This is a genomic window from Acinetobacter sp. neg1, from assembly GCF_000788125.1.
GTDB lineage: Bacteria > Pseudomonadota > Gammaproteobacteria > Pseudomonadales > Moraxellaceae > Acinetobacter > Acinetobacter vivianii.
On record NZ_JSZD01000017.1, the window covers coordinates 1 to 23,349 of the forward strand.

The window sequence follows — 23,349 nt, forward strand, 5'->3', positions numbered from 1 at the left end:
ACCACCTGATCCCTTCCCGAACTCAGAAGTGAAACCTCTTAGCGCTGATGGTAGTGTGGCACTTGCCATGTGAGAGTAAGTCATCGCCAGCTTTTAAATCTAAACACCCCTAACCTTACGGTTAGGGGTGTTTTTTATTATATATTTATTATGTTGTGGAAATTTTCTAGATATCATTCTCTATAAATTTAAAATTACTTTTCATCTAACGATTAAATTTTTCTCGTTATTTTATTTGTTAAAAGTTTCAACAAAAATCTCGATTTCTAAGAATAGTTTGATTCGTTTCACTTTAATAATCTTTACTTGAAGATAAACTATATTTACATAAAAACCGTATTATGGTTACATTAGGCATATTTTTATAATGAAAAGTCTAATTCCATTTGGGGATTTGATCGGGGATAAAAAGGAATGATCATGAATAAAAAACAACTTACTTTAAAGTTGTCGGCGATTGCTGTCTCTGTTTTGTTAGCAAGTTGTGGTGGAGGCGGAGGTGGTTATTATGGTTCAAATGATAATAACTCTTCAGGTGGAAATGGCCAAACACCAGTTACAGCAGTAAATATTACAAATATTACGTTATATGATGCCAATAATACGGCTACAAATTCAATTACTGCAGCAGGTGTCACCGCTAAAGTCAAAGTGACTGATTCCTCAGGAAAGGGAATTAGTGGCGCGATCGTTACGTTTGGTGGGGAAGGCGTGACTTTGGGTACGACCAATGGTGCTGTCCTGACGAATGCAGAAGGTGAAGCTAGTATCTCTGTAAAACCCCAAGATTTAAATGCCACAGGTGCGTATCAAATTTCTGCGACGGCGAATTATAATGGTACATCTGCAACAACCAGTCCTTATAGTTTTGTACTCCAAGCTGCAAATATTGTTTTAGTTGGGATGACTGCTGCCACAACTCAATTAGAGTCCGGTGCATCAACCAATATTACTTTAAAGACACAAGATTCAAGTACCAAGGTAAACCAAAACAACGTTACTGTCAGCTTCAATGCTACTTGCGGTACCTTTGAACCAGCAAGTGTTGTGTCTTCGAATCAAGGGGATGTAACAACATCTTATAAAGCAATTGGGGCTGATGGGAAGTTGTGTGAAGGTGAGCAAACGATTCTTGCATCTGGTTCAAATATTCCTGAATCCAAAGTTACTGTGAATATCGCTGCCATTGAAGCCAATTCTTTAAAATATACAACATCAAGTCCAGTGACTTTGGGTATCAGAAGTAGCGGTACTGCTGCATCAGGCCAAATTGAATTTACTTTATATGCGAATGGTACGCCTGCTGCAAATAAAGATGTAAATATTGAATTGGTTCGTGCTCCAGAAGATTTAAGTTTTATCTCCTTAGGTAATCAAAATCCTAAAACTGTGAAAAGTGACCCAAATGGTAAGGTTATCGTAACTTTATATCCAGGAGACAAACCGGGGCCTGTTGAAATCAAAGCAACCTTAGTTTCTAACAGTGCTGTTTCAGCGTTGTCTAAAAATGTTTCTGTATCCACTGGACGCGCAACTCAAGATGGCTTCAGTTTATCTGTAAGTAAAAATGCCTTACAAAATAGGGTTGATGGTGATAGCGCAACGATTAATGTCATGTTAAGAGACCGTACGGGTAATCCTGTACCTAATGGAACCGTTGTGAGTTTTATTAGCGAAGGCGGTGTAGTGACGCCTAACTGTTCGACTAACGCTGGTCGTTGTGCAGTTACTTTATCTGTTCAAGACCCACGACCTTTAGATAATCGTGTTACTGTTCTGGCGTATGTTGAAGGGGATAAGAGCTTTACTGATTTAGATGGTGATAATCTTTACACGAAAGGTGTAGATAAGCTTCTTAGCAATATTGGTAGCTTCTTCCGCGATGATAATGAAAATAATCAATACGATAATGACTATGGTATTGGAGAGTTTCTTTACAATCGAAAAATTGTAGGCAACAAGACTGTATGTGCATCTTCAACCATCAGTCAGCCGAATATTGCTGATACTTGTGACGATAATTTAGATGCCATTCTACGTCAGCAATTAATATTTGCATTTTCAGAAAATACAGCAACATTTACCAATATTAATGCAAGTGGTGATCTATTATCTTTCAGTTTATATGGAAATAGTATGCAAGGTGTTCCTATGCCTACAGGTTCTACGATAAGTGTTACACCAGAAGATAATACCAAAGATAATAATTTATCTTGTACCGCTGAATTAGTACAAGGTAGCTCACCTGTAGCCAATGTATTTAATCTTTTAACACCGACAAGTTTTAAAAATAGTACACAAGCTTTTTATGGCTATCGTTTGAAAGAATGTGCTAAAGGAGATACCTTTAAAATCTCAGTAGCGGCTCCTGATGGTAAAGTTTCAACAGTTTTTGCTACTTATAAATAAACGAAAATGTTTCCTATAAAAAACAGCACTTCGGTGCTGTTTTTTATAGCCCTGTCCCTACACTGACTGAGGCAGTCGGACTAACTTGCATTGAGCTACAAGCCGAGATGGCGAAAACACATAATAGGATAATAGCTAGTTTTGGCATGGTTCTTCATCTGATGAAAAAGAACCATCTTCTTATAAATAACAGCATTTAACTATTTTGATCAGGTAATTAAATGTAATGAATTTAATCGTCCAGCAAGTCCATTTGTTTTGCTAACTGATATAAATTATTCGAACGGTTACCTGTACGGCAGAACATTAAAATAGGTTTTGGCAATTCGTTATAATGATTTGCAAAAGTACGGACATCAAGTTCAGTAATCTGACCCGCCACGACAGGCTGATAAACGTAATCTAAACCTGCGCTGCGTGCAGATTCTTCGATTTGTGCACTTGTCGGTTGATCAGGTCCACCTTCCATATCTGGACGATTATTAATAATCGATTTGAAACCTTTTTCGACAACTTGGCTTACATGCTCTGGGCCGATTTGACCTGCAAAACCTATATTTTCTGACATCTTGTCACTCCAAAAACAAACAAAACATTTTATGCTCTATCATAGCATTAAGCTCTATCTTGAGTTTAAATGTCTATATTAAATAAACGATGATAACGAATAAGATACGCAATGGAGCGCGCATGCATACTTATACAGTTGAACCGTTGTATGTTCCTAGTGGTGATGAAACGATCGCTGCCGATTTCTATCTTCCCAAAACCAATATCAAGCCTGCTGTGATTGTCATGGCACATGGTTTTGCTGGATTGCGTCAGTTTAAATTGGTTCAGTATGCGCAGCGGTTTGCCCATGCAGGCTATGCCGTGATTTTATTCGACTATCGTTATTGGGGCGGAAGTACAGGAAAACCACGAGAGCTGGTGTCTTTAAGTGCACAATTGGATGACTGGAAAAGCATTGTTCAATATGCCTCAAACTGTAAGTCGATTGATAGCCGCCGAATTATTTTATGGGGCACTTCACTCAGTGGTGGTTATGCCCTTAGTTTGGCCACCGATCTTAAAAATATTCAGGCAGTGATGGTGCAAGTACCATATGTAGATGGAGCAGAGACAGCAAAGTTGTATCCACTACAACGCTATCCTGAAGCATTAAAACGTTCAAGTCAGGACTATATGGGTTCCAAGATGGGAATGGCACCTAAAACCTTACCAGTAGTCGATCAATATAAGCTTTGTTTCTTACCTACTTCAGATAGTTATTACGGTTATCATTCGATTGTAAATCCTGATTATTACTGGAGTGGCGAAGTTCCTGCCCGAGTATTTTTTAATTTAATGCGTTACCGGCCGATCCAGTTTGTACGTAAGATTAATATTCCCGTTTTATTTATTGCTGCGAAATATGACAGCTTGATTCCGATTGCATCCAGTCGCGAAGCGGCCACCAATATTGCGCCATTTGTGAGCTATCATGAATGGGAAATGAAGCATTTCGATATTTATCACGATTCTTGGTTTGAAAAAGCAGTCACAACCCAATTAGAATTTTTACATCAACATATCGGAGTGATGTAAATGATTATTGTCTGTGCATCATGTGGTGCAAAAAACCGTGTACCTGAAGAAAAACTGGCAGTTCATCCTAACTGTGGTCAATGTCATAAAGCCTTATTGCCATTAGAACCTATTGAGTTAAATGAACAAAACTTTAGCAATTTCATTAGCAATAGTGATTTACCTGTGCTGATTGACCTATGGGCGGAATGGTGCGGTCCATGTAAAATGATGGCACCACATTTTGCTCAGGTCGCAAAGCAAAATCCTTATGTGGTTTTTGCAAAAATTGATACTGAAGCAAATCCTCGTTTAAGTGCAGCATTTAATGTCCGTAGTATCCCAACCTTGGTTCTTATGAATAAAACCACAGAAGTGGCGAGAATCAGCGGTGCATTACGTACGCCTGAATTACAGCAGTGGTTAGACCAGCAATTACAGCAACATCAAGGAAATTAACATGAGCGAACGCCCAAAGCATCCAGAGGGGATTTTATCTCTACAAAACATTGCCATGCCAGCCGATACTAACTGGAGCGGTGATGTTTTTGGAGGTTGGATTGTTTCTCAGATGGATTTAGCTGGAGCGATTCATGTTGAACGTTTTAGTAAAGGCCGTTGCGCTACGATAGCTATTAATCAAATGACTTTCCTTGTTCCTGTGAAGGTAGGGAATGTGATTAGTTGTTATACCAAAATTCTGAAAGTAGGTAGCAGCTCGGTACAGGTTCAAATTGAAGTGTGGAATAGCCACGACGATTCACGTGAACCTGTGCGTATCACAGAAGGGGTCTTTACTTTCGTAGCGGTGGATGTAAATGGAAATAAACGTTTAATTACAGATGAAATTAAACAGTCCTTTTTAGCCTCACAGTCAGCTTAAGTAAGCCTTTTTAAGGTCTACATTTATCAGAACAGATTGATGTTTTAACACTACTTTTTTAATCGAGAATATACAGATGGCTGAAGAACTGGTTTTACAACATGGCCATAAAGTTGAGCAATATCAAAGTATCCTTCCACAGATTCAGGCCATTGTTGAGGATGAGTCGGATGTGATCGCCAATCTGGCCAATATCTGTGCCGCACTTAAACAGCAATTCGGCTGGTTCTGGATTGGCTTTTATCTGGTGAAAGGGAATGAGCTGGTATTAGGCCCATTTCAGGGTCCAATTGCCTGTACCCGTATTGCCAAAGGTCGTGGTGTGTGTGGTTCAGCATGGCAACAACAACAAGTGATCGTGGTGCCTGATGTGGATCAGTTTCCAGGGCATATTGCCTGTAGCTCTGACTCTAAATCGGAAATTGTGTTACCCATCATGAAAAATGGTGAATGTGTTGGCGTGCTAGATATTGATAGTGATGAATTAAATCAGTTTGATGAGATTGACGCTGAATATCTCAAGCAGTTGATGAGCGTGATCGAAAAATTTATTTAATTCAAAACCTAAAAATAAAGCCCAAATCATTTTGGGCTTTATTGTTTGATTCAGAACTATTTTTTGCGTTTCGGCAACCAGGCCCACAGCATTTGGCACTGGATCGGTTCATTGCCTGAATCATCAGTAACATTCACAGGAATCAATAACTCGCCTTTTTCATTCTCAGCAATAAACTTCTGCTGATCAGTTGATAAGCTTGCTGTCGCAGTTAAACCACCTTGGGCAACTTTTAAATAATCTACATGGAGTGATTTGATCAACAAGATACGATCATCTGGAACATGTAAACCTGTTAAAAAACCAGTCGCAGTTTCCGCAAGTAATGCCATCGCAGCGGCATGAACTCCTTTAATATGGTTTTGCATATTGCGCTGGTTTTCAATACGAACAGTCACGTGGTCTTTATCCACTTCTAAATAACGGATATTCGCAGTTCCAACCATGGGAACAACACGACCAAAAGCTTTGCTCCAGAGCGTGCTACGAATGCCTTTCGGAAATTTAGAGGTGGTTTTAACCAGCTTATAAAGACGGTTATCTTTTGCCATGGTGAACCTATTAATTAATCTTTGAAGTTATTAAATTGGAGCGGCAGACCAAATTGTTGTTCACGTAAAAAGTTCATCACTTGTTGCAAAGTATCGCGCTTTTTGTCCGTGACACGGATTTTGTCTCCTTGGATAGAAGATTGCGCCTTGATGCCACTTTCTTTAATGGCTTTATTAATTTTTTTTGCGGTATCTGAGTCAAGTCCATCTTTGAGCTTGATCACTTGCACGACATTTTTACCTGAAGCAGTTGCTTTTTGTGGATCAAGTGCTTGAACGTCGACTTTGCGTTTATAGAAATGGTTTTCCAGCATGGTATAGACTTGTTCACATTGGAAATCACTTTCAGTTGAGATTTTGATTTCTTTATTTTTTTCATTTAGCTCAATTGAAACATCTTGCCCACGGAAGTCAAAACGTGTAGCAATTTCTTTTTGCGTGTTTTGTACCGCATGATTGACTTCAAATAACTCTAATTCAGAAACAATATCAAAAGAAGGCATAGTTAGACCTTTACAAAGGGAAAGAATATTTGAGATGCTAAGGGGGTTTTCTTCATTTGCCAAGTGTTGTTTACATCAAAGGAGTGCACAATGATCCGTAAACAAGAAATTACAACATTTGAGTTCCCAGAAGGCGCAGTCATCTGGGATGTCCGAGATACCAAAGCGTATACAGAGGCTCATGTCAAAGGGGCGGTGAATCGTCCAATTGCTGAATTAACTGCGGATAGTTTGACTCAAGTGGCAGCGGATCAACCGATTTACATTCTGTGTGGTGGCGGTAGTAAAGCACCGCGTGCAGCAGAGCTTTTAGACGGTATTGATAGTTCTCGTGAGTATGTTGTATTGATGGGTGGCACACGCGCAGCGCGTGATGCAGGCTTAGCTTTGGAACAAGGCGCTTAAAACACTCAAAGAATTAGCCAAAATACTCGGGTATTTTGGCTAATTCAAAAATAATAAAGATTCAAAAGTCCAAACACTTAACCTGAATAATACGGTTTTTTAGCTTTCACTTTCTTCTGGAAGCGCTGCGGATTCAATTTATCCAGTAACTGCTGTGGCACTGGACAAAGCTCACCTAAGATCAATGCTGCCAAGATTTCACTACACAGTGGCGCAAACAAGAAACCTTTCGACCCTAAACCTGCAAAGCTATAGTTTTGCTCATGGTTGTGGACTTTGCCGACCAAAGGAAAGTAGTCCAGACTCTGCGCACGGACAGAGGCTCGACCTTGCCAATTCTTTACAGCAGGCAACTGTTGTGCATATTCAGGAAAGACACTGTGGATAAGTTCGTAGTTATGCACATGGTCTTCAGTTAGTACATCTGCATCATCCCGATTGGGATAAAAAGATGCGCCGAGAACTAACTGTGAAGCATCCAGTTGCATGCAATAGCCCCCATAACCATAAGCTTGATCCAGTGCCAAAGGCTGCTGGCTATTCTCAACCCAGCTGACTTGTCCCCGAATTGGCTTTAAGACAGGATAGTTTTCAAAGAGTTCAGCACTTTGTTTCGCGCAACAGACGATAACATGATCTGCCGTGGCAATTCGTTGTTGATCTTGCCAAAGTTCAGTTTGTGTTTCGAGCGAATTTAAGCGGGAAATTCTGGCTGTTTTTATCGTGATATTCGGATGTTGTAAAATTTCATCGCGTAATTGGTGTGGAGAAACTGCACCTGCATGATGTAGCGTCAAACTCGGCAAGTCTGTCTTCGGGGATTGTTGCTGTTCTGATTGTGCTGATAAGACACCTTCAGGATACTGTGCTGCTAAAGCCAGTAATTCATCCGCATTTTTCAATGCCAATTGTTGGACCTGAATCGGCCTGAATGCATTAAAGCGTGTATAAAAGTTTAGCGCATGTTGCCAACTCAAGGTCATCAGATGTTCGGATGCCTGATCAATCGGGCATAGTTTGGGATTGAGCAGTGCCAGCGGATTACCAGATGCGCCTGAAAGGGGCTCATTTTGCTCGTATACGGTGACTTGATGCCCACGCTGAGCAAATGCCCACGCTGAGCTTAAACCCGCGATTCCAGCGCCAATAATCGCAATTTGGCGTGGTCCAGTATGCTCTATCGTTGTTTTCGTTTCAGGTTGCGAGGTTGCATCGTTCTGTTCTGAAGCCATTGAGCCTGTTTCAGGTGCTACAGTGTCCTGCCAGATCGCTTTGAGCATTTCTCGTTTATGACCAAAACCACGCGGACGGCTAATCTGGATGCCATGTTGTTTAAGCCCGCGTTTCAGTACTCCAGCCACGCTAAAGGATGCGAAGGTGGTTCCAAACTCCGACAAACGTACAATGTGATTCAGCACATTCTCTTGCCACATATCCGGGTTACAAGACGGAGCGAAGCCATCAAGAAACCATGCATTGACCGCTTGTGTTTTGGGAATAACGGGGAAAATATCCTGAGCATCACCAAGCCATAAATCAATGCTAAAGCGTTGCTCTGGAAAACTGAGACGATGACAGCCAGCGATTGGCAAGGGATATTGCTGAATGAGCTGTTCTGCAAGTGGCTGAAGTTCAGGCCAGACATTCAGTGCACGAATCAGATCGGCTTTGCTGAGCGGAAATTTTTCTACACTGATGGCATGCAGATGGCTATGGTTATCTGGACGAACCTGTTGCCAGAGTTGCCATAAGGTCAAAATATTTAACCCTGTGCCAAAACCTGTTTCACCCACACAGAAATACTGATAATCATGTAATTGGGAAAGACGTTCAGTTAAATCATTGCCATTTAAAAACACATGGCGTGTTTCGAGTAAACCGTTATCTTTGGAAAAATAGACATCGCCGAATTGTTTAGAAATGGGAACTTCAATACCATCGACGAGTTCCCAGTCTAAATCAGCTGTTTGTAGTTTTGATGAGAGAGACATAAATAAAGGTGTATGTTTTACCACTGACGACGACGTTTAGTGTAAACATAACTTGCAATAAAGAAACCGAGAATAACACCGACAGCAATTGTCATTGCGCCGTATAAAAACATTTGTGCACTACGTTCGCTTTGTAACACCTGAACCTGAACCGTTAAATTATCATTTTTTAACTGTAATTCCTGATTCTGCGCAAGCGCTTCAAGATTGGCATGTTCAAGTTGCTTTAAACGGCTCGCCTGATCCTGAATCATGGCTTTAACTTTTGCATCTTGCTGTTGTTTGGCTTTAACAATCTGTTCTGCTGTAAGCGGTTTAGTAGCAGTGGCGATGGTATTGGCTGGCGTCGTTGTGGTGGTTTTTGCTTGTGTCGCTGGAGCAACTGCTGTTGGGGCAGCAGTTGGTGTTGCAGGTTCTACCGCCCATGCAGTAGAACTGAGTAAACTTAAAACGAAAAAGCTTTTGACTGCAATATGCATGATTTACCCTTTTGGAAAAGCTTTGTTGAAAGGTCTAACTTCAATATCTGAGTAGATCCCTTCTTTTAAAAATGGCTCTTCCTGAATCCATGCATCCAGTGCTTCGCGACTATCAAATTCAACAATCATGGTACTGCCAAAAAAGCCTGCCTGTGGATCATTGGGATCTTTAGGATGCGCACCAGCAGCAATTAAACGGCCTTCATCATCTAACTTTTGTAGTCGTTCAATATGTTGCGGACGGGTGGCTAAACGTTTTTCCAGAGTACCTTCGCGATCAGTACAGGTCAGCACAAAATATGGCATGGCAGTAGCTCGATGATTTAAAATCTATTCAGTGGTTTTGAAATGTTTTCGTAAGAAAAATAGTATAGCAGCAAGGTAACTGATAGAAACGATAATATCGCCAAAAGCGGTGAATTCGCCCCAATATTTTCCTTGCATATAGACAAAACCAAAGAAGAAATGCAAAGCAGCAAGCAAAAAGAATTGACCACACCAAGCCCAGTTCAATTTGATCCAGCCTCTTGGACTGAGTTCTAACAGTGAACCTAACAATTTCTGGATAATCGGCATGCGTTCTTTATTAAATAAAGGTGTCACCAAAAAGCCGAGACCAATCCCGATATTGATAATAATGGCCTTCATTTTGATATAGGTGACATCGCTAAAAATTAGCGTAATTCCACCAAAAATAACCGACATGACTACGATAAACCACTGCATTTTTTCCAGTTTAAATTTCTGGAAAAAGAACAGGCAACCATAGACGACAAGTGTCGAGATCAGCAGGGCACAGGTCGCAACAAGGATATGGTTCTGGTCGGTATTTCCTGCGCTGCCCACCAACTGCAACAAAGGATGGTGACTATCTTTAGGATCGGTGGTTTTATAAAAATAAAAGAAGATAATAATCGGAAGATAGTCGAGCAACGCTTTCATGTTACAGTACGATGATGAAATAGGTCAGATAGCATAATACAAACCATGTTCGGTGTCGATTTACATACACATACTCTCATTTCCGACGGTACCTTCTCTCCTGAGCAACTGGTACAGGCTGCTGTTGACTTAAAAATACAGATGCTGGCGCTGACTGATCATGACACCATGGATGGACTGGAACGGGCACAGAATTATGCACAAGACCATGATATTCAAATTATTTCTGGTGTAGAAGTTTCTAGCCAGTGGTCGAGACCGAATACCAAAAAAAGCTATGGCGTGCATATCGTGGCTTTAAATATGCAAGATGAAGTACCCATCAAGGCGATGCTGGAAAATCAGAAGAAAATCCGTGCGGAACGGGCAAAAGTGATTTGTCAGTTACTGGAAAAATGTATCAATTTTGATATTTACCCTGATGTCGTTGCCAAAGTTGATGGTTATGCAGATCGGGTCACCCGAACCCATATTGCAAAGACTTTAGTTGAAAAAGAGATTGTCAGTCGTCCGCAGCAGGCATTTGATCGTTTTCTGAAAGAGGGTAAGAAAGCCTTTGTCAAATTTGAAGGCGTGGGGCTGAAAGAAACCATCGAGATTATTCATGCCAGTGGCGGTTTGGCTGTTCTGGCTCATCCTACCCGTTATGATTTATCAGCAACCAATATTCGTTACCTGATCGAACTGTTCGCTGAATCTGGGGGGGACGCCGTTGAGTTACCGCCCAGTATAGAACCTGCTTCAACCCGACAAATGGTCGATCGGATGATTCAGCAATTTGATCTGGCAGTTTCGATTGGCAGCGATTTTCATGGTGACAATATGCCATGGATTAAACTGGGGCAAACGCCACGGGTCAATGAAGGTCAGAGCGGAATTTGGGAACGTTTTAGATAAACGGATCTATGAAAAAATTAGAACTTTGCCTGATTATTTTCTTTTTTCTGATGCTTTTGCTGTTATGGGGCATTCAATGGATGTTTCATGGTTTTGCGGGGCTTTGAAAAAACTCAATTTTCAGACCGCCAGTGATCATGATGCAGGAAGTAATCTGATAAATAATCTAAAAAGCATTGCACCTTAGGCGGTAGTAATTCTCGATGTGGAAAGACCGCATAAATTGCAGTGGCCTCGACTGGATAATCTGGCAAGATCTGTACCAGTTTGCCTGTGTCTAAATCTTCTGCAACATGCCAGAACGAATGATTGGAAATGCCTAAACCTTGTAAAGCGGCTTGTCGAACGGCTTCACCCGAATTGGTACTAAAGTAACCTTCTACGCGGATCTGTTCAGTTTCACCTGCTTTATTTAGAAAATACCACTGGTTGGTTAGACCATTGGCATGCTGTTGCAAAATACAGCGATGAGATTTGAGATCAGATAAGCGTTCTGGAATCCCATATTGTTGCAAGTAGGCCGGTGAGGCGCACAATAACCGTGGATTGGAAGCTAATTTTCTGGCAATCAGACTAGAGCTTTTTAATTGTCCAATACGAATCGCAAGATCCATACCTTGTTGAATTAAGTCGATGTTTTGATCATTGAGATCGAGATGGATATTTAGCTCAGGATGTAATTTGGAGAACTCGGCAATTAGGGGCATTAAAACCTTGGTACCAAAGATGGCGGATGCGGTTATGCGCAATGTCCCTGAAAGCCTCTGATCTTTGACTTTTAACGACTCGTGTAAATTGACAAAATCAGCCATCCAGCCGCGTCCACGCGTCAGTAGCGTGCGGCCTTCTTCGGTTAAGGTCAGCTTACGGGTAGTGCGATGAAATAAACGCAGTTGTAGCTGTTGTTCCAGACGTTGCAACTTTTGGCTGGCGACTGAAACCGAAATATTGGCATCCTGTGCGGCTTTGCTGATTGAGCCTAAATCAGCCACCCGAATAAAAAATTGAAAATCTTCTGTATTCATTATCCATAAAACCAGAAAAGTATTTCCTGATTATCGTGGTTTTTTAAATAAACCCATAGCGCTATTTTGTCTCTAAGCAATTATGTATTGGAGAGAAAATCATGAAATATCATTTTCTAGGAAACTCGGGTTTAAAAGTCTCGGAATTGGGATTTGGTGCTGGCACTTTAGGCGGACAGGGACAAATTTTTTCTGCTTGGGGACAAGCGAGCCAAACGGAAGCCAACCAAATGATTCAGGCGGGTCTGGATGCGGGGATTAATTACTTTGACACCGCAGATGTTTATTCGGATGGAGAGTCTGAACGGATGCTAGGCAAGGCTTTAGCTGCGAAAAGACAGCAAGCGGTTATTTCCACCAAAGTTGGTATTCGTAGCTCGGATCATCTGAACGCTGCGGGATTTAGTCGCGACTATTTACTCTCTGCCGTGGAGCAATCCCTGACACGATTAGGAACCGATTATATTGATGTGTTGCAATTGCACCAGTTTGATAGCTTTACCTCTTTGCATCAATTGATGAAAACATTGGATGAACTGGTGCGAAGCGGTAAAGTCCGTTATATCGGCGTATCCAATTTTGCGGGCTGGCAATTGATGAAAGCACAGGCCATTGCGGAGCAATATGGTTATGAAAAATTTGTGGTCAATCAGGTTTACTATTCTTTAATTGGGCGCGATTATGAGTGGGAGTTGATGCCTTTAAATGATGATCAACAGATGGGCGCGGTGGTGTGGAGTCCTTTGGGTTGGGGACGCTTAACAGGTAAGTTTGATCGGGAAAATCCGATTCCAGCCGAGAGCCGTTTGCACGATACAGCCCAGTTTGCGCCTCCAGTGAATGAGGAACATCTTTATCGAGTCATTGATGCATTAAAACAGATTGCACAGGAAACAGGTTATTCCATTCCTCAAATTGCGCTGAACTGGTTGTTACAACGTCCGACGGTTGCAAGTGTCTTGATTGGTGCCCGTAATCAAACGCAACTACAAGAAAATTTAAAAGCAAAAGATATTCAACTGTCGGCTGAACAGATCAGGCAGTTGAATCAGGCCAGTGCAGTTTATCCGCCGTATCCTTATTATCCCTATTGGAATGGACAATTTACAGAACGTTTTAAAGCACTGGTGACATCACAGTTTATTTGATGGATGAATCATTTCCCCCAACGTTTGCTGAGGGAAATGGCAATTACAGCAGGTTGTGATCTTGTGCCTGAATCGGTGGCGGTGTTGGGCGGCCTAAAGTTCCCAGTAATTCGATTTCAATTGAACGCACCATGGCATCCAGTGGTAGATCGTTACTTTGTGTGCCAAACGGTTCTTCAATTTCAGTACTGAGTGCATCTAAACCGAGAAAGGTATAGGCCAGAATCCCAACCAGTAACGGGGTAGCCAGGCCCAATAAAGAACCTAAGCTGAAAGGCAACATAAAGCAAAAGAAGTACACGGTACGATTCAGCAAAACCGAATAGGCAAATGGAATGGGTGTGTTGGCAATGCGGTCACAACCCGTTTGCATTTCACTTAAAGCCGCCACGTGACGGTTCATCTGGGTATAAATAATATCCGAGATTTCACCTTCTTTCATGGCTTGCAACAGTTCCCATTGAATCAGGCTTAGAGTGTATTGTGGGGCATTGTGCTGTTGGTAAAGCTGGGTCAAAGCTTGCTGACTTAAGCCACTGGTTTCAGTGAGTTCGGTTGGATTCGCTGTTTGATGACGTAAGCGGTCACGCAGGACATTGGCAAAAATAATCACATTCTGAACGATACGTTCTCGACGCGCTTGTGTGAGAACACGACAGTCACGGTCAAAATGTCGAGCCGTGGCGATCAAAACGCCCCAGAGTTTACGGGCTTCCCACCAGCGGTCATAACAGGCGGTATTCTTGAATCCAAGAAAAATAGACAGCACGACACCAATCAGGGTGAAGCCAACCAGTGGAATTTCAGGGAAGCGATAAAGGCCCACATATTCAACACCACCAATAATGGCGGAGATGAGCATTACGAAGCCGAGAGAAGGTAAAATTTTGGGTAAAATCGTCCCTCGCCATGAGAATAAAACTTTAAAAATACTCGGCTGGTCACGGACAATCATGTTATATGAATCATTAATTTTATGTGTTGATGTTCATGCCAGATTCAAGCTTTGTCAAGACCAGATTGCTTGATTTTAGTAGGGTTGAGTAGTTGTTGTTCAGAAAATGAAAAATGTCCTTCAGGTGAAATAATAAAGTGATCGATCAGCTGTATTTCCAGTAGTTTACAGGCCTGTTTCAGTTGCTGGGTCAGATAAATATCTTCTGTTGACGGTTGGGCAATGCCATAGGGATGATTATGCGCAACTACGATCTGGCAGGCTTGCTGTTGTAATGCATAACGTAAGGTCTGGTTGAGGGAAACACTACAGGAATGATGCGAGCCGAAAAATAGTTTTTTAAAGTGCAATTTCCGTAGTTCTGCATCTAGACACAGCACCGCAAAGACTTCCTGTTTTTCGCCCAGCAGCTCATAACGTAAATAGTCGAGTACGAGAGTAGACGTGTCCAGACATAGTCGTTGCTGATGAAAATGATTGTTGAGGTAGCGCCGTCCCAGTTCTTTTACTGCCATGAGCTGGGCATATTTGGTCGAAGCAATGCCATTAAATTGTGATAGGTCCTCAAGATTGGCATCAAAGATCAAATTAAGGCCGCCAAAATGTTGAATCAGAATGCGGGCAAGTTCGACAGCAGAATGCCGTTTTGAACCAGAACGGAGAAAAATTGCTAGCAGTTCCGCATCAGATAGGCTTTGGGGGCCTTGTGATAATAAGCGTTCCCGAGGGCGTTCTTGCTCGGGCCATGTTTTGATGGATTGATTCAACTGTTTATTCCCCATTGATTTTATTGCCTTTATTATTTTTATAAGCAAAAATAAATCGTCACATTTTCTCTTAACTGTTTAGGATCCCAATGATATTTTCTGTCGTTTGATCCATTGAAATCTTTATCGTCCCACTTGGGTATGAACTTATTTAATGCTATTGTGAGCGCCACTGCAACAGTAAGGTATCCTGTTTGTGAGCTTCGATCTAAGTGTTATTCCCCATAAAAACATTATATTAGCGGTTACAGGCGGTATTGCTGCCTATAAAAGTGCCATCTTGGTACGCCGTTTAAAAGACTTTGGTTTTGATGTCCGCGTGGTCATGACACATGGCGCACAAGCATTTATTACCCCTTTAACTTTTCAGGCATTGTCTGGAAATCCTGTACATACCGAATTACTTGATCCTGAAGCGGAAGCTGGGATGGGGCATATCGAATTGGCGCGTTGGGCCGATCTGGTTTTAGTTGCTCCAGCCAGCTGCGACACGATTGCAAAATTTGCCAATGGTTTGGCAGATGATTTGCTCAGTACGTTATATTTGGCAACCAAAGCCCCTGTCTGGGTTGCACCTGCGATGAATCAGCAAATGTGGGCAGCGAAAGCGACGCAACGTAATTTGCAAACGTTGGTAGAAGATGGCGTTCATGTGATTATGCCCGATGCTGGTGAGCAGGCTTGTGGCGATGTTGGTCTAGGGCGGATGCCTGAACCAGAAGACTTGGCTCGTCAAGTTGCGGCCTATTTCCATAAGGCACAACGCGCGCTTGCTGAAAAGTTTGGTTTATTGGCAGGCAAGCGAGTGACCATTACCGCTGGCCCAACGCGTGAAGCGATTGATCCAGTCCGTTATATTTCTAACCACAGTACGGGCAAAATGGGCTTCGCTTTGGCAGCAGCATGTTATGCCGCAGGTGCGAAAGTTACGCTGGTGGCTGGGCCTGTCAGTCTGGATACACCGAATGGTGTGCAACGTATTAATGTCAGTTCTGCCATGCAAATGCTGGATGTCAGCATGAATCAGCTGAAAGAAGGCTGTGACATCTTTATTGCAACGGCAGCAGTGGCAGATTATCGCGTGGCACAAGTGGCTGAGCATAAGATTAAAAAAGCAGGTGATGAACTTGCGGTCGCATTAGTAAAAAACCCAGATATTGTGGCAACGATTGCGCAGCAGGAAGAGCGTCCATTTATGGTCGGCTTTGCCGCTGAAACCCAAAACGTTGAAGAATATGCCGCAGGAAAACTGGTGGCGAAGAAACTGGATATGATTGCGTGTAATGATGTATCACGTCCAGATATCGGTTTCGCTTCAGATCAAAATGCCATGACCGTGTTCTTTGCCCAGTCTTATCACATGAAAAAACGTGAACTGGAAAAAGCGTCGAAACAAGAGATTTCACAGCAACTGGTTGAGTCAATTGCGGATGCTTTACGCCGTCGTTTATAAACGATAAACGCGATCTTTTTTTATCAAAATGCAACGATTTCGTTGCATTTTTTATGTATGCTAAATCAGCAATTTTCTTTGTATGCTGGCTTCAGGATACAAGGTGTCTTGCCGTTGGAAATAAAGCATAGCCACAGTTTTGATAGGATATCCTGATGATTAAAAAAACTTTAGCCACCGTTGTCATGTTGTCTGCTTTCGCATTGAGTCATAATGCGAGTGCAGCAGGTTTAGAAGATGATATGAAAACGCTAGGCAAGAATTACAAAGCGTTTAACCAAGCTGATAACTCGCAGGCTGCCACTGCAGCGTTAAATAATATGCGTACTGCTGCGGTACACTCAAAACAATATCATCTGGCTGCCAATACACAGGATAAAGTACCTGCTTCACCAGCGCTATTTGATCAGATTGTTGGGGAAATTGATAAAGCCAAATTACTGGTACAGGCTGGTAAACTGGATGAAGCGAAAAAGCAAGGCAAAAAGATCGCTGAGTTGCGTGATCAGGGGCATAAATATTATACCCATTAAGAGATGGACGATCGGATTGCAAAGCTGAAGCTGTACTCCAGAGAGTGCAGCTTTTTTATTGGGATCTCAGAAAAGCATCCCAAAACCTAAACTGAGCATGATTCAGATTTTCATAAAAATTTAAAGTTGCTACAGTGAAGTCATGAAGGATGAGAGGTGATGGATATGTTCTCACAGCAACGTAATTATGAACGCATTGCACAAGCAATTACTTATATCCAGCAGAATTTTCAGCAGCAACCCCAGCTGGATGAAGTGGCAGCGCATATACATTTAAGTCCTGCCCATTTTCAGCGTTTATTTACTGATTGGGTGGGCACCAGTCCTAAAAAATTTTTACAGTATATTAGTGTCGAATATGCCAAACAGATTTTGAAGCAAGAGCAGGGCAGTATTTTTGACGCTACCTTTGCAACAGGATTGTCTAGCACCAGCCGTTTGCATGATTTATTTATTCAGATTGAAGGCATGACCCCAGCTGAATATAAAAATGGTGGGCAGAGTCTGACGATTCATTATCAATTTGCAGATACCTTATTTGGTGAAGTGCTGATTGCATCTACACACAAAGGGATCTGTGCACTAAGTTTTGTCGATAATCGGGCGGAGGCTTTTGCCCAGTTAAATGCACAATTTCCTCAAGCGATGTTTATTGAACAAGTAGATAATTTTCAACAGAGTGCCTTGGCTTTATTTCAGAAAGACCCGCAGCAACTGGCTGAGATTAAACTGCATTTGAAAGGCACCGAATTTCAGCTCAAGGTGTGGCAAAGTTTGCTGAAAATTCCGATGGGACAACTTGCCACTTATGGTGAACTTGCCAGAACCATTGAACATCCTAAAGCTGCGCGTGCGGTAGGCACCGCGATTGGTAGTAATCCTGTGGCATTTTTGATTCCTTGTCATCGGGTGATTCAGTCGAGTGGCCTGTTTGGTGGTTATGAATGGGGCAGCGTGCGGAAAACAGCGATCATTGGTTGGGAAGGTGTGCAAAGCCATGCCGCAATCTGAACAAGAGCAGATCCAGACGGCAATTGATCAGATCCAGTCAGCCGATTGGGACGGAATCACAGAGCAGATGCATCAGCAGGGTTTTGCCCTGATCAGGCAGGTGCTTTCGCCACAACAATGTGAACAATTACAGCAATTGTATCCACACGCTGAACTTTATCGTAAAACTGTTGAAATGCAGCGTTATCGCTTTGGTCTGGGTGAATATAAATACTTTAATTATCCATTGCCGAATTTGATTGAGCAGATACGCCATGAGATCTATTCACGTTTGGCACCGATTGCCAATGCATGGTTTCGGGTTCTGAAGATAGAGCGAACATTTCCATCTGCACATCCCGAATTTTTACAGCAATGCCAACAGCATGGTCAAATGCAGGCAACGCCATTGATCCTGAAATATGGGCCGGGTGGATTTAATACCTTGCATCAGGATTTATATGGAGAAGTTTATTTTCCACTGCAATTGGTGATTGTACTGAGCCAGCCGAACAGGGATTTTAGTGGGGGTGAATTTGTCTTAAGCCAACAAAATCCACGGGCACAGTCCAAGGCGGTCGTTATACAGCCACAGCAAGGCGATATACTGATTTTCACCACACAATTTAAGCCAGAAAAAGGCAGTCAGGGCTATTATCGGGTCAATATCAAGCATGGCATCAGTCCGATCTTGCAAGGTGAACGTTATAGCCTCGGTATTATTTTCCATGATGCTGTGAGTTAGGCTGATGTGGCGACATCGTGAATTAGAATCTGGCGAATTACACCAGAAGCTGAAACAGCATGAAATTCTGTTTGCAGGCAATGCTCAGCTTAAAATCTACGGCAGATTGACCTGTGGCTCTGGTAAGCGCATGCTAAAAAGTAATCGGGTATTTTTTGTCAATGAGCAGGAGGCAATTACACAAGGTTATCGGCCTTGTGGACATTGTATGAAGCCAGCCTATAAGAAGTGGAAAGATGCAACTATTTGATATTGAAGCTGATCCAGAACAGAATCATTTGCCTTATGACGGCACGGTGCAGTACTACGGCAAAATCGTGCATGGCGCTGCCGCAGATCATTATTTTGAGCAGTTGATGCAGACGATTGCCTGGGAAAATGATCAGGCATTGATTTTTGGCAAGCTGTTAACCACTAAACGTAAAGTGGCGTGGTATGGGGATCGGCGCTTTGAATATACTTATTCCAATATGAATAAATATGCCTTGCCGTGGACAAAGGAGTTGCTGGAATTAAAACAATTAACCGAGCGGCTGACAGGAGAAACCTTTAATTCCTGCTTGCTTAATCTTTATCATAGTGGTGATGAAGGGATGGCATGGCATAGTGATGCTGAAACGGATCTGAAAAAGGATGGTGCAATTGCTTCTTTAAGCTTTGGCGCAGAACGGAAATTTGCATTTAAACATAAACAAAGCAAAGAAAAAGTAGAACTGTATTTAGAGCATGGCAGTTTGTTGGTCATGAAAGATACCACGCAAACTTACTGGTTACACCGCTTGCCGCCCACCAAGAAAGTCAATACAGCACGGATTAATCTGACTTTTAGAACTATTGTGGAATAACTCGATCCTCGCTTAGACATAGTGATAAAGCTCCACATCAGAAAATGTGCTATTAAATGCTTCAATGAGTTGTTTAATCTGTTCGGCCTGATCTGGCACCAGCATCCAGTACGGATTTTCATTCGAGATCAGTATTAACGCTAAATCATGCTGTTGTGCAACCGCATAAAGATGGTCAAATAAAATCGCGTAGATATGCTCGGCAAAATCAATCCCGTTCTGCTCATCCTGTGTTGCATCAGCATATTCAGCGAAAAGCTGTTCGACTTCACTTTCAATACGATTATTCAGCTGCTCAATATCGATTTGGGTTTGTTGCAGTTGATAACACTGGTCAGAGCCATTGTCATAATATTCTTTTAATTCTACATACTGGATGTTTGAGTGCAGGGTATTGGCCCAATTGATAAATTGATGAAACTCGTGTGGATGAAGGGGATATGGAACTTGTGTCAGCTCAGGAAAGACCTGTTGGCAAAGTGGATAGAGCGCTGTGGTCATGTCTTATTCTCGTTTTACTCATAACATGCTTCTTATTATTATAAAAAAACCACAGCAAGTGCTGTGGTTTTTTTGATTCATTCACAAAAGTCTTATGCTTGACCTTGTGCATCAGCATCCGCTTGAAGGCGTTGCATGTTTGCTTCGAATTCAGCATCGAAGTTAATCGGTGTAAGTAACAATTGAGGGAAGCTACCCTTTGTTACTAGATCATTTACTGCTTCACGCAAGAACGGGAACAGGATATTTGGGCAGTATGCACCTAAGATGTATGGAAGACGATCTTCTTCTACACCATCAACCAAGAAGATACCTGATTGAGTGACATCAACGATGAACGCAGTTTCATTTTCGTTGTTCGCTTGAACCACAACTTTCAAAGACACTTCATAGTGTGTTGGATCAATTTTTTCTGCAGCAGAAGATAAATTGATGTTGAGTTCTGGTTGCCATTGTTTAGTAAATACTTGTGCACCAGGAACTTCAAAAGAGATGTCTTTGGTATAAATACGTTCTAACGCGAGTTGTGGTTGAACTTGTTCTTCGCTCATTGTTTTTCCTTAAATCTCGGATGTGTTGTTAAGCTAATAATTGGTCGAGTTTACCTTCACGCTCTAAAGCATAAAGTTGATCAAAACCACCGATAAACTGATCTTTAATAAAAATTTGTGGCACTGTACGGTGATTGGTACGTTGCATCAATTCAATACGAACTTCTGGCGCTTCATTGGAAAGATTAATTTCTTTAAAAGCAACACCTTTACGCTCAAGTAATTGTTTTGCACGCACACAGTACGGGCAAGAAAGGGTTGAATAGATGGTGACGTTTGGCGTTGTCATGTTATCTCTCCTTAAGCTTTGGTTTTGCTTTTAACTAAAGGTAAGCCTTGCGCTTTCCAGTTGCTAATACCACCGTCTAAACGGTAGCTGTCAGCATGACCTACTTTTTGTAGTGCTGAGCCTGCAACTTGCCCTAAGTTACAAATGAAGACCAATGGACGATCACTTGCTTTTAATTCATCAACATGACTGGTGATCTGGCTATATGGAATGTTACGGCTACCGCTAATGTGACCATCACGGAAATCTTTTCCATCACGTAAGTCGATCAAGATGGCATTTTTTGCCTTGACCAAGATACCAAGTGATTGTGGTGAAATTTTACGACCATTGCGTTGTCCTTCTAAAATAAAGAACAACACGATTAACACGCCGAGCGTACCAAATAAGAAGGGGTGATTCCCCATAAACTCTAACCAGCGTTCCACAAGTCACCTAAAAATTAAAATACAAAATTGATCCTGAGTATAACTTATCTCTATGGTGATCAAAAATGTTAGTTCAAGGGGCAAAGTCCAACAAAATTAACTTTTTTGCTGGGCTTCCTGAATTTCATCCATTAAACGCAGATAACTGTCCAAGCGTCTTGGCAAAATTTCACCAGCCTCAACCGCTTGTTTCAGTGCGCAATTTTTCTCATGGGTATGAGTGCAATTACGGAACTGGCAAAGCCCTAGATGTGTTTCAATCTCGGGAAAACCGCTACGTACCTTTTCCAGACTGAGATGCCATAGACCGAATTCACGGATTCCTGGAGAATCAATAAGCGCACCGTTTGTTCCAAATTTGATCAATCTGGTCGATGTAGTAGTGTGTTGACCAAGTGCCGAGTTTTCTGAAATTACATTGGTTTTCTGTGCCGCATCTGGAACGATGGTATTAATCAGCGAGCTTTTACCCACACCAGACTGTCCAACGAAAGCAACGGTTTCATTGTCCAAACGTGCTGACAGTTCAGAGAGATCACCACGTGAATGGCAAATCAGGGTTTCATAGCCTAATGCTTCATATTCACTGAGCAGGGTCAGAATCGGATCATTTTCAGTCAGCAAGTCGGATTTATTCAACACTAACAGCGCTGGAATATTGGCATCGGCACAGGCCACCAGATAGCGGTCGATCAATGTCGGTGCGGGTTCTGGTAATGGCGCAAACACGATGACAATGAGACTAATATTGGCTGCGACAGGTTTAACCTTGTGATAGCGGTCGGGGCGGGTCAGGAGCGATTGTCTTGGATAAATCGCGGTGATAATGCCTAAGCCAGTAATTGGATCGGCTTGCCATTTCACCCGATCGCCTGTGACCAGTAATTCGAGGTTGGTACGGGTATGGCAACGCCAGATACTGTCCAATTCAATCGGTTTCCAGAATGGTTCTGGTTCACCATCGGCCACTTGTGGTTTTTCAGGATGCTGTTCAGGCACAGACAAGGCTTGTACTTCGAGTTGACGACCATAATGCTGAACAACCAGTCCATCTAAATCTTGTGACGTGTCAATGTCGTCTTGACGCGATTTATGCTGTTTCTCAATACGACGCTGCTGTTGTTCGGTTAAACGACGCTTACGAATTAAAGCCATTCATATCCCAAAAAATCCACACTTTGAAGACCGCAAAAATAGCATGAAGCCGCTATAGAATTACAGCCAAGATGTAATTAATTTGCTACTATTAATGTTTTTAAGCACTTTAGAATTGCCATCCATGAGCAGCACCCCTGATACACGATTAATTTGGATCGATCTGGAAATGACCGGACTTGATACCGATAATGACAAGATCATTGAAATTGCAACAATTATTACAGATGATCATTTAAATATCTTGGCTGAAGGGCCTGTTTTAGCGGTACATCAATCTGATTTGATTCTAAATGCAATGGATGAGTGGAATACCAAGCAACATGGTCAGTCTGGTCTGATCGAGCGTGTTCGCCGTAGTAAACTGACTGCACAAGATGCAGAACAGCAAACTCTCGAATTTTTGAAAAAATGGGTCAATCCAAAATCTTCTCCGATGTGCGGTAACTCAATTTGCCAAGACCGCCGTTTCTTGCATCGTTTGATGCCTGAACTGGAACAATTCTTCCATTATCGCAATCTGGATGTGTCTTCTGTAAAAGAGCTGGCTAAACGCTGGAGACCTGAAATTATGAGCGGTTTAAAGAAAAATGCATCGCATTTGGCAATGGATGACATCCGTGATTCGATCGCAGAATTAAAATATTATCGTGAATACTTTTTTATCATGAATAACGATAAGTAATCGATTATTGAATGATACATAAAAGGAGCTTTGGCTCCTTTTTTAATGCGCTAAAAATAGTTGGGATTGATCAAAAAATCGCTTAAACTCGGATTTT

30 protein-coding genes and 1 rRNA gene are annotated in these 23,349 nt (G+C 42.0%); 16 read left to right on the forward strand and 15 right to left on the reverse strand.

Annotated elements, in window-relative coordinates; all coding sequences use genetic code 11:
- Both rrf and PJ15_RS13210 read left to right on the forward strand, forming a co-directional pair.
- A 5S ribosomal RNA gene (gene rrf, locus PJ15_RS18230) occupies positions 1-92 on the forward strand; the annotation flags it as partial.
- A 328-nt stretch (positions 93-420) separates the two neighbouring features.
- Entirely contained in the window at positions 421-2,409 is a 1,989-nt protein-coding gene (locus PJ15_RS13210) for a hypothetical protein (RefSeq protein ID WP_047431555.1), read from the forward strand.
- 232 nt (positions 2,410-2,641) lie between these two features.
- Here PJ15_RS13210 and PJ15_RS13215 read toward each other — a convergent pair whose 3' ends face one another.
- Positions 2,642-2,977 carry a TIGR01244 family sulfur transferase gene (locus PJ15_RS13215; protein WP_047431558.1) on the reverse strand — a complete coding sequence of 112 codons (336 nt, stop codon included), beginning with the start codon at positions 2,975-2,977 and terminating at the stop codon, positions 2,642-2,644.
- 122 nt (positions 2,978-3,099) lie between these two features.
- Here PJ15_RS13215 and PJ15_RS13220 point away from each other — a divergent pair, with 122 nt between their 5' ends.
- The 4 genes from PJ15_RS13220 to PJ15_RS13235 all read left to right on the forward strand — a co-directional run bounded on the left by PJ15_RS13220 (position 3,100) and on the right by PJ15_RS13235 (position 5,414).
- On the forward strand, positions 3,100-3,996 hold the full coding sequence (locus tag PJ15_RS13220; protein WP_004774419.1) for an alpha/beta hydrolase: 897 nt from the start codon (positions 3,100-3,102) through the stop codon (positions 3,994-3,996).
- Positions 3,997-4,434 carry a thioredoxin TrxC gene (gene trxC / locus PJ15_RS13225; RefSeq protein WP_047431561.1) on the forward strand — a complete coding sequence of 146 codons (438 nt, stop codon included), beginning with the start codon at positions 3,997-3,999 and terminating at the stop codon, positions 4,432-4,434.
- Between the two features lies 1 nt (position 4,435).
- Positions 4,436-4,858 carry an acyl-CoA thioesterase gene (locus PJ15_RS13230; RefSeq protein ID WP_004774422.1) on the forward strand — a complete coding sequence of 141 codons (423 nt, stop codon included), beginning with the start codon at positions 4,436-4,438 and terminating at the stop codon, positions 4,856-4,858.
- A 76-nt stretch (positions 4,859-4,934) separates the two neighbouring features.
- Positions 4,935-5,414: a GAF domain-containing protein gene (locus PJ15_RS13235; protein ID WP_047431564.1), complete on the forward strand. Its 480-nt coding sequence runs from the start codon at positions 4,935-4,937 to the stop codon at positions 5,412-5,414.
- A 56-nt stretch (positions 5,415-5,470) separates the two neighbouring features.
- Here PJ15_RS13235 and PJ15_RS13240 read toward each other — a convergent pair whose 3' ends face one another.
- A complete protein-coding gene (locus PJ15_RS13240) occupies positions 5,471-5,965 on the reverse strand; it encodes a DUF4442 domain-containing protein (protein ID WP_047431567.1) in 495 nt (164 codons plus the stop codon).
- A gap of 14 nt (positions 5,966-5,979) precedes the next feature.
- Positions 5,980-6,468, reverse strand: coding sequence for a YajQ family cyclic di-GMP-binding protein (locus PJ15_RS13245; protein ID WP_004774427.1), 489 nt, complete (start codon positions 6,466-6,468; stop codon positions 5,980-5,982).
- Positions 6,469-6,558: 90 nt separating this feature from the next.
- Here PJ15_RS13245 and PJ15_RS13250 point away from each other — a divergent pair, with 90 nt between their 5' ends.
- The gene (locus tag PJ15_RS13250; protein ID WP_004774429.1) at positions 6,559-6,873 is read left to right on the forward strand and encodes a rhodanese-like domain-containing protein; all 315 of its coding nucleotides are present in this window, start codon (positions 6,559-6,561) and stop codon (positions 6,871-6,873) included.
- 77 nt (positions 6,874-6,950) lie between these two features.
- Here the strand turns inward: PJ15_RS13250 and mnmC are convergent, their stop codons facing one another.
- Genes mnmC through PJ15_RS13270 form a run of 4 tightly spaced genes read right to left on the reverse strand, consistent with a single transcriptional unit; the run spans position 6,951 to position 10,285 of the window.
- Positions 6,951-8,864, reverse strand: coding sequence for an FAD-dependent 5-carboxymethylaminomethyl-2-thiouridine(34) oxidoreductase MnmC (gene mnmC / locus PJ15_RS13255; RefSeq protein WP_047431569.1), 1,914 nt, complete (start codon positions 8,862-8,864; stop codon positions 6,951-6,953).
- 17 nt (positions 8,865-8,881) lie between these two features.
- Positions 8,882-9,343, reverse strand: a complete 462-nt coding sequence (locus PJ15_RS13260) for a hypothetical protein (RefSeq protein ID WP_047431572.1) — start codon at positions 9,341-9,343, stop codon at positions 8,882-8,884.
- Between the two features lie 3 nt (positions 9,344-9,346).
- On the reverse strand, positions 9,347-9,649 hold the full coding sequence (locus PJ15_RS13265) for a YciI family protein (RefSeq protein WP_004774435.1): 303 nt from the start codon (positions 9,647-9,649) through the stop codon (positions 9,347-9,349).
- Positions 9,650-9,673: 24 nt separating this feature from the next.
- The gene (locus tag PJ15_RS13270) at positions 9,674-10,285 is read right to left on the reverse strand and encodes a septation protein IspZ (RefSeq protein WP_004774436.1); all 612 of its coding nucleotides are present in this window, start codon (positions 10,283-10,285) and stop codon (positions 9,674-9,676) included.
- A gap of 45 nt (positions 10,286-10,330) precedes the next feature.
- Between PJ15_RS13270 and PJ15_RS13275 the strand changes: the two genes are divergently transcribed.
- On the forward strand, positions 10,331-11,182 hold the full coding sequence (locus PJ15_RS13275; RefSeq protein ID WP_047431575.1) for a PHP domain-containing protein: 852 nt from the start codon (positions 10,331-10,333) through the stop codon (positions 11,180-11,182).
- Positions 11,183-11,295: 113 nt separating this feature from the next.
- On the opposite strand, the gene PJ15_RS13280 is transcribed toward PJ15_RS13275, so the two are convergent.
- Positions 11,296-12,207 carry a LysR family transcriptional regulator gene (locus PJ15_RS13280; protein ID WP_047431578.1) on the reverse strand — a complete coding sequence of 304 codons (912 nt, stop codon included), beginning with the start codon at positions 12,205-12,207 and terminating at the stop codon, positions 11,296-11,298.
- 101 nt (positions 12,208-12,308) lie between these two features.
- Here PJ15_RS13280 and PJ15_RS13285 point away from each other — a divergent pair, with 101 nt between their 5' ends.
- Complete coding sequence (locus tag PJ15_RS13285; RefSeq protein WP_047431581.1) at positions 12,309-13,355, forward strand: aldo/keto reductase; 1,047 nt, start codon at positions 12,309-12,311, stop codon at positions 13,353-13,355.
- A gap of 43 nt (positions 13,356-13,398) precedes the next feature.
- Here PJ15_RS13285 and PJ15_RS13290 read toward each other — a convergent pair whose 3' ends face one another.
- Positions 13,399-14,310, reverse strand: coding sequence for a bestrophin family protein (locus tag PJ15_RS13290; protein WP_004774445.1), 912 nt, complete (start codon positions 14,308-14,310; stop codon positions 13,399-13,401).
- A gap of 44 nt (positions 14,311-14,354) precedes the next feature.
- Positions 14,355-15,092 (reverse strand): RadC family protein, encoded by a 738-nt coding sequence (gene radC, locus PJ15_RS13295; RefSeq protein WP_047431583.1) that lies wholly within the window; start codon positions 15,090-15,092, stop codon positions 14,355-14,357.
- Between the two features lie 181 nt (positions 15,093-15,273).
- Here radC and coaBC point away from each other — a divergent pair, with 181 nt between their 5' ends.
- The 6 genes from coaBC (at position 15,274) to PJ15_RS13325 (ending at position 19,643) form a co-directional block, all read left to right on the forward strand.
- Positions 15,274-16,530, forward strand: coding sequence for a bifunctional phosphopantothenoylcysteine decarboxylase/phosphopantothenate--cysteine ligase CoaBC (gene coaBC, locus PJ15_RS13300; protein ID WP_004774447.1), 1,257 nt, complete (start codon positions 15,274-15,276; stop codon positions 16,528-16,530).
- 155 nt (positions 16,531-16,685) lie between these two features.
- Positions 16,686-17,063, forward strand: a complete 378-nt coding sequence (locus PJ15_RS13305) for a cytochrome b562 (RefSeq protein ID WP_047431588.1) — start codon at positions 16,686-16,688, stop codon at positions 17,061-17,063.
- Between the two features lie 165 nt (positions 17,064-17,228).
- Positions 17,229-18,074, forward strand: coding sequence for a methylated-DNA--[protein]-cysteine S-methyltransferase (locus tag PJ15_RS13310; RefSeq protein WP_047431786.1), 846 nt, complete (start codon positions 17,229-17,231; stop codon positions 18,072-18,074).
- A complete protein-coding gene (locus PJ15_RS13315) occupies positions 18,061-18,798 on the forward strand; it encodes a 2OG-Fe(II) oxygenase (protein WP_047431590.1) in 738 nt (245 codons plus the stop codon). Before PJ15_RS13310 ends, PJ15_RS13315 begins: the two co-directional genes overlap by 14 nt.
- Before the next feature lie 4 nt (positions 18,799-18,802).
- Complete coding sequence (locus tag PJ15_RS13320) at positions 18,803-19,048, forward strand: Ada metal-binding domain-containing protein (RefSeq protein WP_047431592.1); 246 nt, start codon at positions 18,803-18,805, stop codon at positions 19,046-19,048.
- On the forward strand, positions 19,035-19,643 hold the full coding sequence (locus tag PJ15_RS13325) for an alpha-ketoglutarate-dependent dioxygenase AlkB family protein (protein ID WP_047431594.1): 609 nt from the start codon (positions 19,035-19,037) through the stop codon (positions 19,641-19,643). Before PJ15_RS13320 ends, PJ15_RS13325 begins: the two co-directional genes overlap by 14 nt.
- Before the next feature lie 12 nt (positions 19,644-19,655).
- On the opposite strand, the gene PJ15_RS13330 is transcribed toward PJ15_RS13325, so the two are convergent.
- The 5 genes from PJ15_RS13330 to rsgA form a co-directional block, all read right to left on the reverse strand.
- Entirely contained in the window at positions 19,656-20,144 is a 489-nt protein-coding gene (locus PJ15_RS13330) for a hypothetical protein (protein ID WP_004774453.1), read from the reverse strand.
- A 92-nt stretch (positions 20,145-20,236) separates the two neighbouring features.
- On the reverse strand, positions 20,237-20,695 hold the full coding sequence (secB, locus tag PJ15_RS13335) for a protein-export chaperone SecB (protein WP_004655889.1): 459 nt from the start codon (positions 20,693-20,695) through the stop codon (positions 20,237-20,239).
- Positions 20,696-20,723: 28 nt separating this feature from the next.
- A complete protein-coding gene (gene grxC, locus PJ15_RS13340; RefSeq protein WP_004774456.1) occupies positions 20,724-20,984 on the reverse strand; it encodes a glutaredoxin 3 in 261 nt (86 codons plus the stop codon).
- Between the two features lie 11 nt (positions 20,985-20,995).
- The gene (locus tag PJ15_RS13345; protein ID WP_004655885.1) at positions 20,996-21,412 is read right to left on the reverse strand and encodes a rhodanese-like domain-containing protein; all 417 of its coding nucleotides are present in this window, start codon (positions 21,410-21,412) and stop codon (positions 20,996-20,998) included.
- A gap of 96 nt (positions 21,413-21,508) precedes the next feature.
- The gene (rsgA, locus tag PJ15_RS13350; RefSeq protein ID WP_047431596.1) at positions 21,509-22,567 is read right to left on the reverse strand and encodes a ribosome small subunit-dependent GTPase A; all 1,059 of its coding nucleotides are present in this window, start codon (positions 22,565-22,567) and stop codon (positions 21,509-21,511) included.
- 124 nt (positions 22,568-22,691) lie between these two features.
- Here rsgA and orn point away from each other — a divergent pair, with 124 nt between their 5' ends.
- Complete coding sequence (orn, locus tag PJ15_RS13355; RefSeq protein ID WP_032810933.1) at positions 22,692-23,252, forward strand: oligoribonuclease; 561 nt, start codon at positions 22,692-22,694, stop codon at positions 23,250-23,252.
- The last annotated feature ends 97 nt before the right edge of the window (positions 23,253-23,349 follow it).